Genomic DNA, 15,886 nt, shown 5'->3' on the forward strand with positions numbered 1-15,886 from the left:
ATCCAACCGCCGGGTCGCGCACACCGGTGCTGCACGCCTGCATCACCCCGGCCTGCCGATACTTTCCCTCCCGTCTGCCACGCAGGAGTTGCCCATGGCCCGCCCGATCTGGACCGGCACGCTCTCGTTCGGTCTGCTCAACATCCCTGCCTCCCTGATGGCCGGCGAGCGGCGCACCGACATTTCCCTGCGCATGCTCGATGCACGCGACCAGACCCCGATCCGCTACGAGCGCGTCAACGCCGCCACCGGCGAGGAAGTCGCCTGGAAGGACATCGTCAAGGCGTTCGAGTACGACAAGGGCAGCTACGTCGTGCTGGAGCCGGAGGACATCCGTTCGGCCGCGCCGGAAAGCCACGACGCGATCGAGGTCGAGTCCTTCATCGAGGCCAGCCAGATCGACCCGCGCTACTTCGAGAAACCCTACGTGCTGGTGCCGGCGAAGAAGGCCGAGAAGGGCTACGTGCTGCTGCGCGAGGCGCTCACCGCGACCGGCCGCATCGGCATCGCGCGCGTGGTCATCCGCACCCGCGAGAGCCTGTGCGCCGTGATTCCACACGGTCAGGCGCTGCTGCTGCTGATGATGCGCTTCCCGCAGGAGCTGGTGGATATCGAGGAGTACCGCATCCCCGAGGGCAAGCCTGCCGATTACCGCATTACCGCCAAAGAGCAGCAGATTTCCGAGCAGTTGATCGAGGCGATGTCCGGCGACTGGAACCCGGAGGACTACCACGACGAATTCCGCCAGCGGCTGCACGACGTGATCGCCAAGCGCGTGAAGGACCACAAGGTGGTCGAGCACGCCGACGAGGAGCCGGCCGTCGGCGACCACGCGGCGACCAACGTGGTGGACTTCATGTCCTTGCTGCAAAAGAGCATCGAGCGCAAGCAGCGCACACCGGCGCAGGACAAGGCATCCGGCGACGCGCCGGCAAAGGCGTCGTCAGCGGGCAGGAAAAAGGCGTCGTCGAAGTCGGCTGGCAAGCCGGCGAAAAAGGACGCCGACGAGGACAAGCCGGTCGCCGCCAAGGCGAAGAAGGCGACCACCAGAAAGACCGCCGCCAAAAAAGCGCCGGCCAAGGCCCCGGCCCGCAGCGCCAAGGACAAGTCTGCCGAAACTGCCAAGAAGAGCCCCGCGAAGCGCCGCAACGTGGCCTGAGCAGCAGCGGCCCGCGCCGCGTTCACGCAGCGCATTGCCGGGATCGGGGAGGATCAGCCCGACTCCAGGCCCGGTCCACCCCATGACATCAGCGCCCTGTTCCACATCGCCTCGCGACGATGACGCTCGCGCCCCTGATTCAAGCGCGCAGATCCGTTGCGGGCTCATGCACCCCTGGCTGCGCGCCGGGCGGGTAGCTCCATGCTGAGGGGCGTACTGCTGTTCCTCGCCGGCGCACTGGTCGGCGCGAACATCGTCTACTTCGTGATGAGCCGTCGGCCGCCCGCGCCGGTAGAGGCACCCGTGGCCGCGCTGCCGGAGATCCGGCGCGAGCCGATCCCGGTGGAACCGCTGGCTGGGGATGAGCGCAACGACACCGCACTGAAGCCCGACCTGGTCGAAGTCGCACCGCGTCGGGCCCCGTCCGATGGAGTCGCTCCCGACGCGGAGCGGGGCCATGACGGCACCGGCGGCGAGCCGGCACGGCCCGGCAGTGCGGCCGCGCTGGCTGACGCGGCCAAACTGAAGCTGATCGTGCCGGTCCGCGGCGTGAGCGCGCGGCAGCTCAGCAACACCTACGAGGACGCGCGTGGCAGCGGCCGCGTCCACGAGGCGATCGACATCATGGCGCCGCGCGGCACGCCCGTGCTGGCGGTCGCAGACGGGACGGTGGAGAAGCTGTTCACCAGCGATCGCGGCGGGCTGACGATCTACCAGTTCGAGCCCAGCGGTCGCTACGCCTACTACTACGCCCACCTGGACCGCTACGCCGACAACCTCGAGGAAGGCCGGACGCTCAAGCAGGGCGAGGTCATCGGCTACGTGGGCAGTACCGGCAACGCCAGCGACGAGGCGCCGCACCTGCACTTCGGCATCTTCGCGCTGGACGAGGAGCGGCAGTGGTGGAACGGCACGGCGATCAATCCCTACCCGGTGTTGACCGGCCAGCCGCCGCAGTAGGGAGGGGCCGCTCGCGCGGGGTGTGACGCGCCGAAACCCGGCGTTGACCCACCCGGCTCAGGGGCATTCGAAACTGGCAATCTCATCAATGCGTGCCTGCGCCTGGCGCAGGCTGTGACCGGTGGCGCTGTCCTCCATCCAACGCGCAAGACGCGCACGTCCCGGGCCCCGAGACAATCTGTGGAACCAGATCGTCGCGATCACGCCAACCACGCCTGCGGCGACGCTGAGGTATTCCCACGGGTAGAACCACGCTGGGCGGGCCTGCCCTCCAAGTGCGGCGAGCAGGACCACCGCCGGCACCCACAGCACCCACCACGACAGACCGACCACCGCGCCGCTCAGTACATAGAAGCGACGCAGGCGGGCCAGCTGTTTCTGGATATGCAGTACGGGCGCGGCGTAGTCGATCTGGCCGATCAGGCCCAGGGTGATGCCGCCGCTGATCATCACCGCCACGCCATAGGCATGCAGGACGATGCCGGCAACAAGCGTCCCGGGCTGCGGCGGGTAGCCGTTCCAGCCCGTCACGCCGAGCGCGAGACAGGCCAGGCCAAACAGCATCTGCGCGACCTGGCCCCACTGCAGGGGACGCAGGTGCCTGCGCGCCTTCTCCAGCGAGCGCTCTGTGAGCATGCGCGTGCCCAGCGCATTCTGCTGCTGCAGCCGAGCATCCAGTGAGTGCCATGCCTGCCTGAGGTCATCGAGTTCCATAAGGTGTCTCCGAGGGTGGGGCGCGTGCGCCATTTACGCGATCTGCTCGCGGATCCGCTGTTTCAGGCGGCCGATCTTGGTCGCCACGTTGCCCGGGGTGATGCCGAGGATCTCGGCAATGTCGCGATGGCTGCGATCGTCCAGATACAACAGCATCAGCGCGCGGTTGAGTGGATCGAGTCGGCGGATCAGCGCATGCAGGGTGCGCAAGGCCAGGGTGTTTTCGGGAGAGGCCGCAGCCTGATCGGGAACCGCCGCGATCGCGTGATCATCCACATCCAGGTGGTGACGTCGACGCCGGCTGCTGCTGCGCAACTGCGAAATCGCGACGTTCAGCGCGATCCGGTACATCCACGTCGAGAACCGGCTCCGCTCGGGATCAAATTCCGGGAATGCGCGCCACAGTTGCAGGCTGATGTCCTGCACCAGGTCGCGCTGGTCGTCGGTGTCCCGGCAATAGCTGTAGGCGATCTTGAGCACGATGCCGCGGTGCTGTTCCAGCATGGCGGTGAACACGGCCTGCCGGGCGTGCGGGCCACCGGTGCCTGGAGTCATCGCGTAGGGTGCGCTCATCGTGTCCATGGAAAGTGATTCGCCCGAAGAGGCGAGATATCACACCGGCACCGCGAGTGGTTGCTTGCAGCCGCCGTTCCAGCCCGCTCGGCACGGTCGCGGTCCTCCGACTGGGGGCGCGGAGCACGGCTAGTCCAGCAGCGGTGCCAGTGCCGTCCAGACGTGGTCGCGCAACTGGGGCTGCACGGCGGCGGTGGGGTGCAGGTTGTCGTCCTGGTAGGCGTCGCGATCGGCGGCGATCGGCTGCAGCAGGAACGGCAGCAGGGCGACGTTGAATCGATCCGCCAACGTGCGGTAGTTCTGCTCGAACGCGCGGGTATAGATCGCGCCCAGATTGGGCGGCATCTGCATGCCGATCAGCAGCACCTTGGCACCCACGCCGTGCGCCGCGCCGATCATGAAGGCGAGATTGTCCGCGCTGCGCGCCGTGGGCAGGCCGCGCAGGCCGTCGTTGGCACCCAGGGCGATCACCACAACTTCGGGGCGTTCACGGACCACGGCGTCGATGATCCGGGAGCGACCGCCGGCGGTGGTTTCTCCGCTGATGCTGGCATTCACCACCCGCCACTGCGGCTTCTGCCTGGCGATCCGCTCCGCGGTCAGCGCGACCCAGCCCTGCTCGGCGGCCATCCCATAGCCGGCGGACAGCGAGTCGCCCATCACCAGCACGGTCCTGCTTGCAGGCGCGGCAACCGCTGGCGCGAACGCGCCCAAAACAACGGCAAACATCAACAGCAGCATCGCCCAGGCAGCGCCGGATTGAATGCGCCGGCCACCAGCCTCATATCGTGGCGTCATGGAAACCGCTGCCGCGGTTCTGCGTACTGTCACCATCGCTCTCCCATCCGATCAACCGTCGCCCAACCGCAACCGCGCGGCCGTGACCCAGGAGCCATCATGGCCGATCTCCCCCTGCCCGCCGATGAAACCGCGACGCCATTAGCTCCCGCTACCGCTGTTGATCGCCGTGATGCGGAAGCCCGTGCAGCGGCGCTCAGCGTGCGCGGTCTGGGCAAGCGCGTGCCCCTGCCGACCGGCGAGCTGACCATCCTGGATGGCATCACGTTCACGATCGATGCCGGCGACACCATTGCCATCGTCGGCGCCTCGGGCTCGGGCAAGAGCACCCTGCTGTCGCTGATGGCCGGCCTGGACACGCCCAGCAGCGGTGATGTCGAACTCGACGGCGAGTCGCTGTCCACGCTGGACGAGGACGGCCGGGCGAGGGTGCGCGGGGAGAAGGTGGGCTTCGTGTTCCAGAACTTCCAGTTGCTGCCCTCGCTGACCGCGCTGGAGAACGTGATGTTGCCGCTGGAGCTGCGCGGCGACCGCGACGCGGAGGGTCCGGCGCGCTCGATCCTGGAGCAGGTCGGCCTCGGCGAGCGTCTGGGCCACTACCCGCGCCAGCTGTCGGGCGGTGAGCAGCAACGCGTCGCCCTGGCGCGCGCGTTCGTGACCCGGCCGTCGCTGCTGTTCGCCGACGAGCCGACCGGCAACCTCGACAGCCGTACCGGGCAGGCGATCATCGAGTTGCTGTTCGAGCTCAACGCGCAGGCCGGCACGACGCTGGTGCTGGTGACCCACGACGACCACCTGGCCGACCGTTGCGGCCGGCGCCTGCGCCTGGACGGTGGACGACTGGTCGCGACCGGGCCGCAGGCGGCATGAGCACCGCCCGGGCTGCGCGGCCGCGCAGCGGCGCTCTGAAGGTCACCGCGCTGGCATGGCGCCAGCTGCGACGCGACCTCAAGGCTGGAGACATCCGCATCCTGCTGGCCGCGCTGGTGCTGGCGGTGCTGGCAGTGACGGCGGTCGGTTTTGTCACCGATCGGGCCGAGCGCGCGCTCGCCATCGAAGCCAACCGCCTGCTCGGCGGCGATGCGGTGGTGCGCGGCGATTCGCCGATCGCTTCGGGCATTGCCGACACGGCAACCGCGCTCGACCTGAAACAGACCACGACGGTCGAGCTCAACACGATGATCAGCGTCGGCGGCGGCGCGGATGCCCGCCTGCAGCTGGGCGACCTGCGCGCGCTGGGCAACGGATTCCCGCTGCGAGGCGTGTTCCGCATCGTCGGTGCGGACGGCGTGGAGCGTGATGCTGCCGCCATCCCCGCGCCCGGCACCGCCTGGCTGAGCCGCGCCGGTGCCAGCACGCTGGATGCGGACGTCGGCGACACGATCGTGGTCGGCGAGTCCCGCTTCACCCTGGCCGCGCTGGTCGCTTCCGAACCGGACGCCGCACTGGACTACTTCAACATCGCGCCGAAGGTATTCATCAACTTGGCGGACCTGCCGGCGACCGGGCTGGTGCAGGAAGGCAGCCGGATCGGTTACCGGCTGGTCGTTGCCGGGCAGGCCGGGGCGGTGGACCGGTTCGTCAATACGGTCAAGCCGGAGCTTGCCCGCGGCCAACGGCTGGAAACCGCGGGCGATGCGCGTCCGGAGATCCGCGCAGCGCTGGACCGCGCCGGACGCTTCCTCGGCCTTGCCGCGCTGGTCTCGGTGGTGATGGCGGCGGTCGCCGTCGCGATGGCGGCGCGGCAGCACAGCCAGCGTCATCTGTCGGGGACGGCGGTGATGCGGTGCCTGGGCGCCGGCCAGGCCACCTTGGTGGGCATCCATATCGGCGAGTTGCTGATGCTGGGACTGATGGCCAGCACGGTCGGCGTCGCCCTGGCGTTCGCCCTGCAATGGGGCATCGGCCTGTGGCTGGCGCCGATGCTGGGCATGACCATCCCGCCCGCGGGCTGGACGCCGGCGCTGCACGGCTTTGCCGTCGGACTGGTCGTGCTGATGGCGTTTGGTGCGCCGCCGGTGCTGGCGCTGCGCCGTGTACCCGCACTGCGCGTGCTGCGCCGCGATCTGGACCCGACCGAGCCCAGTGCATGGCTGGTGGCTGCCGCCGGCCTGGCCGGCCTGGCCGCGCTGCTGTGGTGGAAGGCGGGCTCGGCCACGCTGGGGATCGCCATGCTCGGCGGACTGGTCGCCACCGCGGTGGTACTCGGCGCGCTGGGCTGGGGGATGATCGTGTTGCTGCGTCGCCTGCGCCCGCGCCTGCGCGGCAGCCTGCGCTACGGGCTGGCCAACGTCAGCCGCCGCCCGGCGACCAGCATCGCCCAGATCGCATCGCTCGGCCTGGGCCTGATGGCGCTGCTGCTGTTGACCTTCGTGCGCACCGACCTGCTGGACCGCTGGCAGCTCCAGCTCGCCGCCGACGCGCCCAACCGGTTCATCATCAACGTCCAGGACGACCAGATCGATCCGGTGGCGAAGTTCATCGCCGACCAGGGCATCGCCGCTCCCACGTTGTACCCGATGATCCGCGCCCGCCTGGTGGCCCACAACGGCGCGCCGGTGGTCCGGGCGACCGACGCTGACACTGATGATGCGACGGCCGAACCGAGCGACGGTCCCGACCGGCGGCGCACGGAGCGCGAGTTCAACCTGTCCATGGCCGCGACGCTGGACGACGACAACCGCGTCGCTGCCGGCCGCTTCTGGGACGGCGTGCCGGCAACGCCGGAGATCTCGGTCGAGGCCGGGTATGCAAAATCGCTGCAGTGGAAGCTGGGCGATACCGCGTCGTTCGATATCGCCGGCCAGCCGTTCACCGCCACGATCACCAGCCTGCGCGAGGTCGACTGGACCAGCTTCCGGCCGAACTTCTTCGTGGTGGCCTCCCCGGGATCGCTGGACGGCTTCCCGGCCAGCCACATCACCGCGATCAGCGTTCCGCCGGAGCAGACGCGCTTCACCGCGCAACTCGTCGGCCGATTCCCCAACCTGACCGTGATCGACATCGACGCGGTGCTCTCGCAGGTCCGGGCGACGGCCGACCAGGTGTCGGTGGTGGTCGAGGTGGTGTTCTGGTTTTCGCTGGCCACCGGGGTGCTGGTGTTGCTGGCGGCGGTAAGCGCGAGCCAGGACGAGCGCCTGCTGGAAGGCGGGGTGATGCGGGTGCTGGGCGGCAGCCGGCGTCAATTGCGGCTGGCGCAGGCGTCGGAGTTCGCCGTCGTCGGCCTGTTGTCCGGGGTGGTCGCCGCAGTCGCCGCCTCCGTGCTGGCGGGCGTGGTGGCGGTGCGCGTGTTCGATCTTCCCTGGCAGCCCAACTGGTCGATGGCGCTTGCCGGCGCGGTGCTGGGCATGCTCGCCGCGTTGGTCGCCGGCATGTTCGCCACCCGCAAGGTGCTGGACGCGCCGCCATCGCAAACGCTGCGTGAGCTGCAGGGCTGAGTCAGCGCATCTTGCCGCCGGTTGTCATGGAGCCCGTTATTGCCTGACGGTCTCGTCGGCGGAAAACCGCCTGGCGTATGCACGCTCGGCGGTCACGCGCTCCACCTCAGCGTTGTCCATCCCGATCGCCGCGTAAATGGCGTAGGCCACCTCGCCGTCACGGCGGCCCGTCTCGAAAAGCCGGTAGCGCTGGGTGTCGCCCCCGGCATTTTCCGGGTACTGGGCGGGCGGCTGGCCGTCGAGGTCGACTTCGCTGCTGTCGATGGTGCCGCCGATGAAGAGTGCTCGCATGGTGGTTCGTCTCCGCTGCGGGGGTGGGGCCAGACTGTCGCGCTCGATGTTGGCTCGCGATGAAACCCGCGTTGTCAGGGCATGAACGACCCGGCACGCGGCAACTGCCACGCTAAACTGCGCGCATCTCCCTACCGATGCACACCGTTGGCCACTGACGACCCCGCGCTGGAAACCCTGATGCTGCCCTTTGAACGCGGCCTGCTGCCGTGGCCCGGGGAGGGCGGGGCGCTGTTCCTGCGTGCGCGCGATGGCTGGCCGCTGCACCAGCGCCCCTTGCCCGGCCTGGTGTGCGAACAGAGCTTCAAACCCGATGCCGATGCCCTCGTGCGGGCAGGCCTGGTCCTGGTCGCGCCCGACGATACGGCCCGTTATCCGATGGTGCTGGTGCTGCCGCCGCGCCAGCGCGAGGAATCGCGCGCGCTGTACGCCCGCGCTGTGGAGCGGGTGGCGCCGGGTGGCCGTGTGATCGCCTGCGTAAGCAACAACGAGGGCGCCCGTTCCGCCCAGGACGACCTGCGCAAGCTCACCGGCGCGGTCGCCGACCTGACCAAGAACAAGTGCCGCGTGTTCTGGACCGCGCCACTGCACGTCGATGACAGTGCGGCGTCGCTGGACACGGCGTTGCAGGCGCAATGGCTGCAATTGGATGCGCCGCGGCCGGTCGCCGGCGGCCGGTTCATCAGCCGTCCCGGCGTGTTCGCCTGGGACCGCATCGACCCGGCCTCGGCCCTGTTGGCGGCGCAGCTCCCCACAGACCTCGCCGGTGCGGCCGCCGATCTTGGCGCGGGTTTTGGCTACCTGTCCGCCGAGTTGCTGGCGCGCTGCCCGTCGATCACCGCGCTGGATCTCTACGAAGCGGAGGCACGGGCGCTGGCGCTGGCGCGAACCAATCTGGGCGCGGTCGCCACCACCGCCAGGCTCGACTACCACTGGCATGACGTCACCGCTGGCCTGCCGAAGCAGTACGACGTGATCATCAGCAATCCGCCGTTCCACACCCAGGGCAGCAGCTACCGCCCGGATATCGGTCGCCGGTTCATCGCCGTGGCCGCCGAAGCGCTCAAGCCCGGTGGCCGGCTGTGGATGGTCGCCAACCGCCACCTGCCCTACGAGGCCGTGCTGACCGACAGTTTCGGCAGCGTGCGAACGGTGGCCCAGCACGACGGCTTCAAGATCATCGAGGCGGTCAAGGCATCGGCGTCCCGCCCGGCGCCGGCGGAACTGCCGTTCGTGCGCACGAGGCCCGGGGGTCGCTCGCTTTGAAGCTGGTCAAGCTGATCGCCAACCTGGGGTATGGCAGTCGCAAACAGGTCGCGCTGATGTTCCGCGAGGGCCGCATCACCGACGCCGACGGCGAGGTGCTGTACGCGGACGACAAGGTTCCCCACGCCGCGATCCGCATCGACGACGAGGCGCTCGATCCACCCACCGGCATGGTCCTGATGTTGCACAAGCCGACCGGATACACGTGCTCGACCAGGGATCCGGGCCGGGTGATCTACGACCTGCTCCCCCCCCGTTTCCGCCTGCGCTCGCCGCTACTGTCACCCGTCGGGCGGTTGGATCGCGAGACCAGCGGGTTGCTGCTGATGACCGATGACGGCCAGTTGCTGCACCGGATCACCTCGCCCAAAACGGGGCTGGCGAAGGTTTATGAGGCCACCCTGGCCCAAGACCTGCGCGGCGACGAGGCGGCGGTGTTCGCCAGTGGCACCTTGATGCTGGAGTCGGAAACCACCCCGCTCGCTCCCGCGCTCATGGTCGTCGATGGCCCACGACGCGCCCGGCTGACCCTGACCGAGGGCCGCTACCACCAGGTCCGGCGAATGTTCGCCGCGGTCGGCAACCACGTCGACGCCCTGCATCGCAGCCAGGTTGGCGGTCTCGCTCTGGACGGTCTCCCCGAAGGCGAGTGGCGGCTGTTGGATGGCGTTGATCTCGACCGCCTGTTCCGTGCCGTGGACTGAGTTCGCGCTCCGTGTCGAACGTCCATGCCAGGACCGCTGGAGTGCTGGCGCCGTGCGCGCGCCATCCGCAGCTGACGCTTATTTGTCCAAGCTGCGATCGGAGCGGACCTTTAACCGCATGAAGACCCGGAAAACCAGCCAGTTGATCACCGCCAACGTGACGGCGAACCCCCAGGCACTCATGGCAGCAGCCGCGCCGATCGCGCCGACGATCCAGATGCTGGCCGCCGATGCCGTCCCGGACACCGTGTCGTCGTGTTTGAGGATCGCTCCGCCACCGACAAAGCCGATTCCGGTCATCAGCCCTTGCAGCAGCCGCGCCTTTGCCTCCGGTCCGGCGCCGTCGATGAAGTAGAGCCCGAGCAACATATAGGCGCATGCACCCACCGCGACCAGCGGGAAGGTCCGCACCCCGACCAGGTCGCTGTGCTGTTCCCGGTTCCATGCCACCGGGAAGGCGAGCAACAGCGATGCCACCAGCGCGGCATACGGCTGGAATTGATGCCACCCAAGGTCCATGCGCTGACGCCCGACACGAGAGTTTCCATCCTGGCTCCGGCGCAGTGAGTACAAGGTAGTGACGGCACGTCTCACGTTTCCCAGCGTCGCCGTGCCCTACCGTGGTCGTCGGTGCCCCGGCAGGAATCGTGATGAATATATCGGCTGACTGGTCTGAACTGCTCCGCGTGGTTGTTGTCGGCAGCTGCGCCTATCTGGCGCTGGTGGTCCTGCTGCGCGGATACGGCAAACGCACCCTCAGCAAGATCAACGCCTTCGACTTTGTCGTGACCATCGCCCTGGGGTCGATCCTGGCCACGATCCTGCTGAGCAAATCGGTGTCGCTGCTGGAAGGCGTCACCGCACTGGTCGTGCTCATGTCGTGGCAGTTTGCGTTCAGCTGGCTCGCCGCCCGCTCAAGACGGGTCAGGAAACTGCTCGCCAGCGAGCCGCGCCTGCTTGCCCATGATGGCGAGCTGCTTACTTCGGCGCTGCGGGCCGAGCGGATTGCCGCCGACGAGGTGATGCAGGCGCTTCGCAACCACGGCTTCCAGCAATTGAAGGAGGTCCGGTCGGTGATCCTGGAACCGGACGGAACGCTGAGCGTGATCGGCCGGGACACGCCGGCTGCCTGAGCTTTTCACCAGCGCAAGTTCGCCGTTCGCGTGGATGAAGCGTTGCCGATGACCCACCCGCGATCGCGCAGGGCACGGCGCATTCAGGCCCACGCGTGTGAGGCGCGCAGAAATGGTCGAAAATGCCGCTCATGAGCTCCCCCGAAAACCGCGACAGCGCGAGTCATCCAGCCATCGGGTCCGGGCAGTCCCGCTACGAGGCATCCGTCCGCCTGTCCGTTGCCCCGATGATGGACTGGACCGACTCGCACTGCCGGGTGTTCCATCGCCTGCTCGCGCCCAACGCACGCCTCTACTCGGAGATGGTCCACGCCAATGCGGTGATCCATGGCGACCGCGCGCGCTTGCTGGCGATGGATCCGGTCGAGCACCCGGTCGCGCTGCAACTGGGCGGAAGCGAGCCGGAGTTGCTGGCGCAGGCGGCGCGCATCGGCGCCGCTACCGGCTTCGACGAGATCAACCTCAACTGCGGCTGCCCGTCCGATCGGGTCCAGGCCGGCCGCTTCGGCGCCTGCCTGATGCGCGAGCCGGCGCTGGTCGCCGCCTCGGTCAAGGCGATGATCGGCAGCTGCGACATCCCGGTAACCGTCAAATGCCGCCTCGGCGTCGACGACGACCACGATTACGGCCGCTTCCGCGCCTTCATCGACGAGGTCGCCGAGGCGGGTTGCACGATGTTCGTCGTGCACGCGCGCAACGCCTGGCTCAAGGGCCTGTCGCCCAAGGAGAACCGCGAGGTGCCGCCGCTGCGCTACGACTGGGCATACCGGCTCAAGTCCGAGCGGCCGGAGCTGCAGGTGATCGTCAACGGCGGGATAAACGACGCCGATGAGGCCACCACGCACCTGGATCGTGTCGACGGCGCGATGCTCGGTCGGGCCGCCTACCACGACCCCTACCTGCTGCACCGGCTCGACGTGGCGTGGTTTGGCGGTGAGCTGCGCTCGCGCGCTGAGTTGTTGCGTGCCTACCGACCGTATGTGCAGGCGCAACTGGCGCGTGGCGTGTACCTCAAGCACATCGTCCGCCACGTGCTGGGACTGTTCGCCGGCCAGCACGGCGGACGCGCGTTCCGCCAGGTGCTCAGCGAGGGCGCGCACAAACCCGGCGCCGACTGGTCGCTGGTCGAACGCGCGTTGGCGGTTACCGAGTCCTTTGCCTACGATGCCGCGGCCTCCATTCCTTCTTCCGCCACGGGATACCGATGATCACGCGAGACACAGCCAGCTTCCTCCAAGCCGCCAGCGCCACCGCGCCGGACTTTGGCCCGCTGACCGCGCGCGCGGCCTTCATGGTCGCCCCCGACGGCTTCCGGCTGGCCGAGCAGTCCGCCGCCGACAACCGCTACATGGCGCAGGCCGACGGATTCAATGCCGCGCGCGCCTCGGCCCAGCACCGCGACCTGCAGCGCGCGATTTCCCAGGTGGTGCCGACGGTGTGTTTCGCCGGCGATCCGGAAACCCCGGACGCGCTGTTCCCCAACAACGTCTTCGGCACCGCGCGGGTGGACGGGCAGGCTCGCTACGTGATCGGCCGCATGCGCCATCCGGTGCGACAGCGGGAAGCGGGGCGCGCCGACATCCGCGGCTTCTTCGGTGACGTGCTGGGCTACGCACCCGTCGACCTCTCGGAGCAGCCGCACGCCTGCGAGTTGACCGGGGCGCTGGTGATCGATCGCGCCCGCGGGCTGGGATTCGCCGGCCTGTCGGAGCGCTGCGATGAGGAGGGTGCGCGGCTGATGCACGAGGCCTTCGGCCTGAGAGCCACGCTGATGTTTGACCTCGCGCCGGGCGAGTACCACACCAACGTCGTGCTGGCGGTGCTGGCCGGGCGCGCGGCGGTGATCTGCCCGCGCGGGTTTGCCGACCCTTCGGTACTGGACGCCTTCGACGCGCTGTACGGCCCGCACGCGATCCGGCTCGCGCCGGGCGAGCACGCGGCCTTCGCCGGCAACTGCATCGCCCTGTCCGAGGACCGCGTCTGGATGAGCGCGCACGCCGGCCGTTCGCTGCAACCGGCGACGCGCGACGCGTTCGTCGCTGCCGGTTTTACCGTTGCGACGGTGGAGCTGGACGCCATCGAGGCCGGCGGCGGCTCGCTGCGCTGCTGCATCGGAGAAGTGTTCTGAGTTGACGTCGCGCGCCTCGCGGGCCCAGTCTGAATGGCCCGTGGATGTAAAAAAAAAGTTCAGACCGGATTCACTGCCTCGTGTCGAGAATGAATCGCTGAAATACCGCAGCTCCCGCTCCGAAGCCGACGTGCTCCGTCCGTTGAACATGCCCAGCTCTTCCGTCCTCGCTGCCCTTTGCCTGATGCTTCTCGCGGCCACCGCCTCGGTGGCGGGCAGTGCCGTGGCGCAGACCCGGGACAAGGCACGCGAGCCGGATCGGGATCGGGTCGACCGGGACGAGGGGCGCGGCCGCGGCAACGACAGCCACCGCGCGCTGTCGGACGCGGTGCGCCGGGTCGAGCGCAGCACGGGCGGACAGGTCCTCAGCGCCGAGCGCGTGCCCTACGACGGACGCGATGTCAGCCGCATCAAGATCGTGGATTCCAGCGGCCGGGTAAGGGTTTACGTCGACGATCCGACCCGCGGCGGCAACGCGCCGTCGCCCCGTGGAACCCCGACGCCTGCGTCGCAACGGCCCCTGTCTACACGCCGCGCCGACAACTGAGGCATCATCTTGGTTGCCTGATCCGCCTGTTCAGGTGGACCGTCGACACACAAGTCCCAAGGAGTATCCATGCGAATCCTGCTGGTGGAAGACGAAGCGCCGTTGCGCGAGACCCTCGCGGCCCGCCTCAAGCGCGAAGGGTATGCCGTGGACGCCGCCCAGGATGGCGAGGAAGGCCTGTACATGGGCCGCGAAGTCCCGTTTGATCTCGGCATCATCGATCTGGGCCTGCCCAAGATGTCGGGCATGGAGCTGATCCAGGCCCTGCGCGACGAGGGCAAGAAATTTCCCATCCTGATCCTGACCGCGCGTTCCAGCTGGCAGGACAAGGTCGAAGGCCTGAAGCACGGCGCCGACGACTATCTGGTCAAACCCTTCCACGTCGAGGAATTGCTGGCGCGGATCAACGCGCTGGTCCGCCGCGCCGCCGGCTGGAGCAAGCCGACCCTGGAGTGCGGTCCGGTCACCCTGGACCTGGCCGCGCAGACCGTCAGCGTGGACGACGCCAACGTCGACCTCACCAGCTACGAGTACAAGGTGCTGGAATACCTGATGATGCACGCCGGTGAACTGGTCTCCAAGGCCGACCTCACCGAGCACATCTACCAGCAGGACTTTGACCGCGACTCCAATGTGCTGGAGGTCTTCATCGGCCGCCTGCGCAAGAAGCTGGATCCCGAAGGCACTTTGAAACCGATCGAGACGGTGCGTGGCCGTGGTTACCGCTTTGCCCTGCCGCGCAGCGGCGAGTAGTTCCGGCCGGGGCACGTTGCACGCATGAGCCGGGCCCAGCCCAGCTCCCTGCAGGCGCGCCAACTGCTGGCGGCGAGTCTCGGTCTGGTGGCGTTCCTGGCGCTGGCCGGCGTCGCCCTGGACCGCGCGTTCCTGGACACCGCCGAGAGCAATCTCTACCAGCGCATGCGCAGCTACGCGCTGGCCTATGCCGACAGCGATTTCGCCCGCGACGGCACCTTCATCCCGCCCTACATGCCGCCCGATCCGCGTTTCGACCGGCCCGGCAGCGGCCTGTACGCCGAGGTCGTGCTGCCCAAGGGCCTGGAATGGAACTCGTCCTCCTCGGTGGGCCCGCTGCTCCCCGAGGGGCGCCTGCTGGAAGCCCGCTCGGAGATCTTCGAGGGCCCGCTGGAGATCACCGAGATCAGCGGGGAGCCCGGGCAGGCGTACCGCTACGGCCGCGGCCTGATTTACGCCAGCGGTGATGATCCCGACGCCGAATTTCCGTACACGATCTACATCCTGGAGGACACCGCCGCGCTGAGCCGCCAGGTGGAGGTCTTCCGCCGTGCGTTGTGGCGCTACCTGGGCGGTGCGGGGCTGGTGCTGCTGCTGCTGCAGGGCCTGATCCTGCGCTGGAGCCTGCATCCGCTGCGGCGCGTGATCGAGGAGCTCAAGCAGGTCCAGCGCGGCGTCACCTCGCGCATGAGCGAGCGCCATCCGCGCGAGCTGGAGCCGCTGGCCGAAAGCATCAACGCGTTCATCGAAAGCGAGCGCGAGAACCTGGAGCAGCAGCGCAACACGCTGGCCGATCTGGCGCACAGCCTGAAGACGCCGCTGGCCGTGCTGCGCACGCGCCTGGACGACGACGCGCCCGAGACCGAGCTGCGCGAGGACGTCGCCACCCAGCTGCAGCGGATGAGCGACCTGGTCTCCTACCAGCTGGCGCGCGCCGCGTCGGGTGGCCATGCGCTGTTCTCCGCGCCGGTCGACGTGGAGCCGCACGCCGAGGCGCTGGTGCAAAGCCTGGAGAAGGTCTACGCCGCCAAGGGCGCGCTGTGTGAATTCGATCTGGCGCCCGGCGTGCAGTTCCATGGCGAGGTCGGCGACCTGCAGGAACTGCTCGGCAACCTGCTGGAGAACGCGTTCAAGTGGGCACGCTCGCGCGTGCTGTTGACGGTCAAGCCCGGCGAGGTCGCGCCCAATCGCAGGCCCGGCCTGCTGATCACGGTGGATGACGATGGACCGGGCATCGCGCCGGAGAAGGTCGCGCTGGTCCTGCAACGCGGCGTGCGCGGGGATGAGCGCGTGCAGGGACACGGCATCGGACTGGCGATCGTGCAGGACATCATCCGCGGCTACCGCGGCACGCTCGATGTGGGCAGCTCCGAGGAGCTCGGGGGCGCCCGGTTCGAGGTGCGCCTGCCGCCGCGGATCTGAG

Annotated in this window: 17 protein-coding genes; 12 read left to right on the top strand and 5 right to left on the bottom strand. The window is 68.6% G+C overall.

Features of this window, described 5'->3' with window-relative positions; all coding sequences use genetic code 11:
* Positions 1-94: 94 nt before the first annotated feature.
* Positions 95-1,159 carry a non-homologous end joining protein Ku gene (gene ku, locus INQ41_RS01475; RefSeq protein WP_193985618.1) on the top strand — a complete coding sequence of 355 codons (1,065 nt, stop codon included), beginning with the start codon at positions 95-97 and terminating at the stop codon, positions 1,157-1,159.
* A gap of 204 nt (positions 1,160-1,363) precedes the next feature.
* A complete protein-coding gene (locus INQ41_RS13365; RefSeq protein ID WP_407074258.1) occupies positions 1,364-2,119 on the top strand; it encodes a M23 family metallopeptidase in 756 nt (251 codons plus the stop codon).
* Between the two features lie 57 nt (positions 2,120-2,176).
* On the opposite strand, the gene INQ41_RS01485 is transcribed toward INQ41_RS13365, so the two are convergent.
* The 3 genes from INQ41_RS01485 to INQ41_RS01495 all read right to left on the bottom strand — a co-directional run bounded on the left by INQ41_RS01485 (position 2,177) and on the right by INQ41_RS01495 (position 4,204).
* The gene (locus INQ41_RS01485; protein ID WP_193985620.1) at positions 2,177-2,833 is read right to left on the bottom strand and encodes a serine/threonine protein kinase; all 657 of its coding nucleotides are present in this window, start codon (positions 2,831-2,833) and stop codon (positions 2,177-2,179) included.
* Positions 2,834-2,866: 33 nt separating this feature from the next.
* Entirely contained in the window at positions 2,867-3,406 is a 540-nt protein-coding gene (locus INQ41_RS01490; RefSeq protein ID WP_228076658.1) for an RNA polymerase sigma factor, read from the bottom strand.
* A gap of 129 nt (positions 3,407-3,535) precedes the next feature.
* Entirely contained in the window at positions 3,536-4,204 is a 669-nt protein-coding gene (locus INQ41_RS01495) for an arylesterase (protein WP_228076659.1), read from the bottom strand.
* Positions 4,205-4,303: 99 nt separating this feature from the next.
* Here INQ41_RS01495 and INQ41_RS01500 point away from each other — a divergent pair, with 99 nt between their 5' ends.
* Both INQ41_RS01500 and INQ41_RS01505 read left to right on the top strand, forming a co-directional pair.
* On the top strand, positions 4,304-5,074 hold the full coding sequence (locus INQ41_RS01500; protein WP_193985623.1) for an ABC transporter ATP-binding protein: 771 nt from the start codon (positions 4,304-4,306) through the stop codon (positions 5,072-5,074).
* Positions 5,071-7,641: an ABC transporter permease gene (locus INQ41_RS01505; protein WP_228076660.1), complete on the top strand. Its 2,571-nt coding sequence runs from the start codon at positions 5,071-5,073 to the stop codon at positions 7,639-7,641. Before INQ41_RS01500 ends, INQ41_RS01505 begins: the two co-directional genes overlap by 4 nt.
* Before the next feature lie 36 nt (positions 7,642-7,677).
* Here INQ41_RS01505 and INQ41_RS01510 read toward each other — a convergent pair whose 3' ends face one another.
* Complete coding sequence (locus INQ41_RS01510; protein WP_193985624.1) at positions 7,678-7,932, bottom strand: hypothetical protein; 255 nt, start codon at positions 7,930-7,932, stop codon at positions 7,678-7,680.
* A gap of 180 nt (positions 7,933-8,112) precedes the next feature.
* On the opposite strand from INQ41_RS01510, the gene INQ41_RS01515 reads away from it, so the two are divergent.
* Both INQ41_RS01515 and INQ41_RS01520 read left to right on the top strand, forming a co-directional pair.
* Entirely contained in the window at positions 8,113-9,198 is a 1,086-nt protein-coding gene (locus INQ41_RS01515) for a class I SAM-dependent methyltransferase (protein ID WP_228076749.1), read from the top strand.
* Entirely contained in the window at positions 9,195-9,902 is a 708-nt protein-coding gene (locus tag INQ41_RS01520; RefSeq protein WP_193985626.1) for a pseudouridine synthase, read from the top strand. Before INQ41_RS01515 ends, INQ41_RS01520 begins: the two co-directional genes overlap by 4 nt.
* Before the next feature lie 78 nt (positions 9,903-9,980).
* On the opposite strand, the gene INQ41_RS01525 is transcribed toward INQ41_RS01520, so the two are convergent.
* The gene (locus INQ41_RS01525; protein ID WP_193985627.1) at positions 9,981-10,421 is read right to left on the bottom strand and encodes an MgtC/SapB family protein; all 441 of its coding nucleotides are present in this window, start codon (positions 10,419-10,421) and stop codon (positions 9,981-9,983) included.
* A gap of 131 nt (positions 10,422-10,552) precedes the next feature.
* On the opposite strand from INQ41_RS01525, the gene INQ41_RS01530 reads away from it, so the two are divergent.
* From INQ41_RS01530 to INQ41_RS01555, 6 genes are all read left to right on the top strand, one after another.
* A complete protein-coding gene (locus INQ41_RS01530) occupies positions 10,553-11,035 on the top strand; it encodes a DUF421 domain-containing protein (protein ID WP_193985628.1) in 483 nt (160 codons plus the stop codon).
* Between the two features lie 131 nt (positions 11,036-11,166).
* Positions 11,167-12,243, top strand: a complete 1,077-nt coding sequence (gene dusA, locus INQ41_RS01535; RefSeq protein ID WP_193985630.1) for a tRNA dihydrouridine(20/20a) synthase DusA — start codon at positions 11,167-11,169, stop codon at positions 12,241-12,243.
* The gene (locus tag INQ41_RS01540) at positions 12,240-13,163 is read left to right on the top strand and encodes an arginine deiminase-related protein (RefSeq protein WP_193985632.1); all 924 of its coding nucleotides are present in this window, start codon (positions 12,240-12,242) and stop codon (positions 13,161-13,163) included. Before dusA ends, INQ41_RS01540 begins: the two co-directional genes overlap by 4 nt.
* Positions 13,164-13,311: 148 nt before the next feature.
* The gene (locus INQ41_RS01545) at positions 13,312-13,710 is read left to right on the top strand and encodes a PepSY domain-containing protein (RefSeq protein ID WP_228076661.1); all 399 of its coding nucleotides are present in this window, start codon (positions 13,312-13,314) and stop codon (positions 13,708-13,710) included.
* Between the two features lie 69 nt (positions 13,711-13,779).
* Complete coding sequence (locus INQ41_RS01550) at positions 13,780-14,463, top strand: response regulator transcription factor (protein ID WP_043959170.1); 684 nt, start codon at positions 13,780-13,782, stop codon at positions 14,461-14,463.
* A 24-nt stretch (positions 14,464-14,487) separates the two neighbouring features.
* Positions 14,488-15,885 (top strand): ATP-binding protein, encoded by a 1,398-nt coding sequence (locus INQ41_RS01555; protein WP_193985634.1) that lies wholly within the window; start codon positions 14,488-14,490, stop codon positions 15,883-15,885.
* Position 15,886: the final 1 nt, after the last annotated feature.

This window comes from Lysobacter ciconiae, assembly GCF_015209725.1.
Taxonomy (GTDB): domain Bacteria; phylum Pseudomonadota; class Gammaproteobacteria; order Xanthomonadales; family Xanthomonadaceae; genus Novilysobacter; species Novilysobacter ciconiae.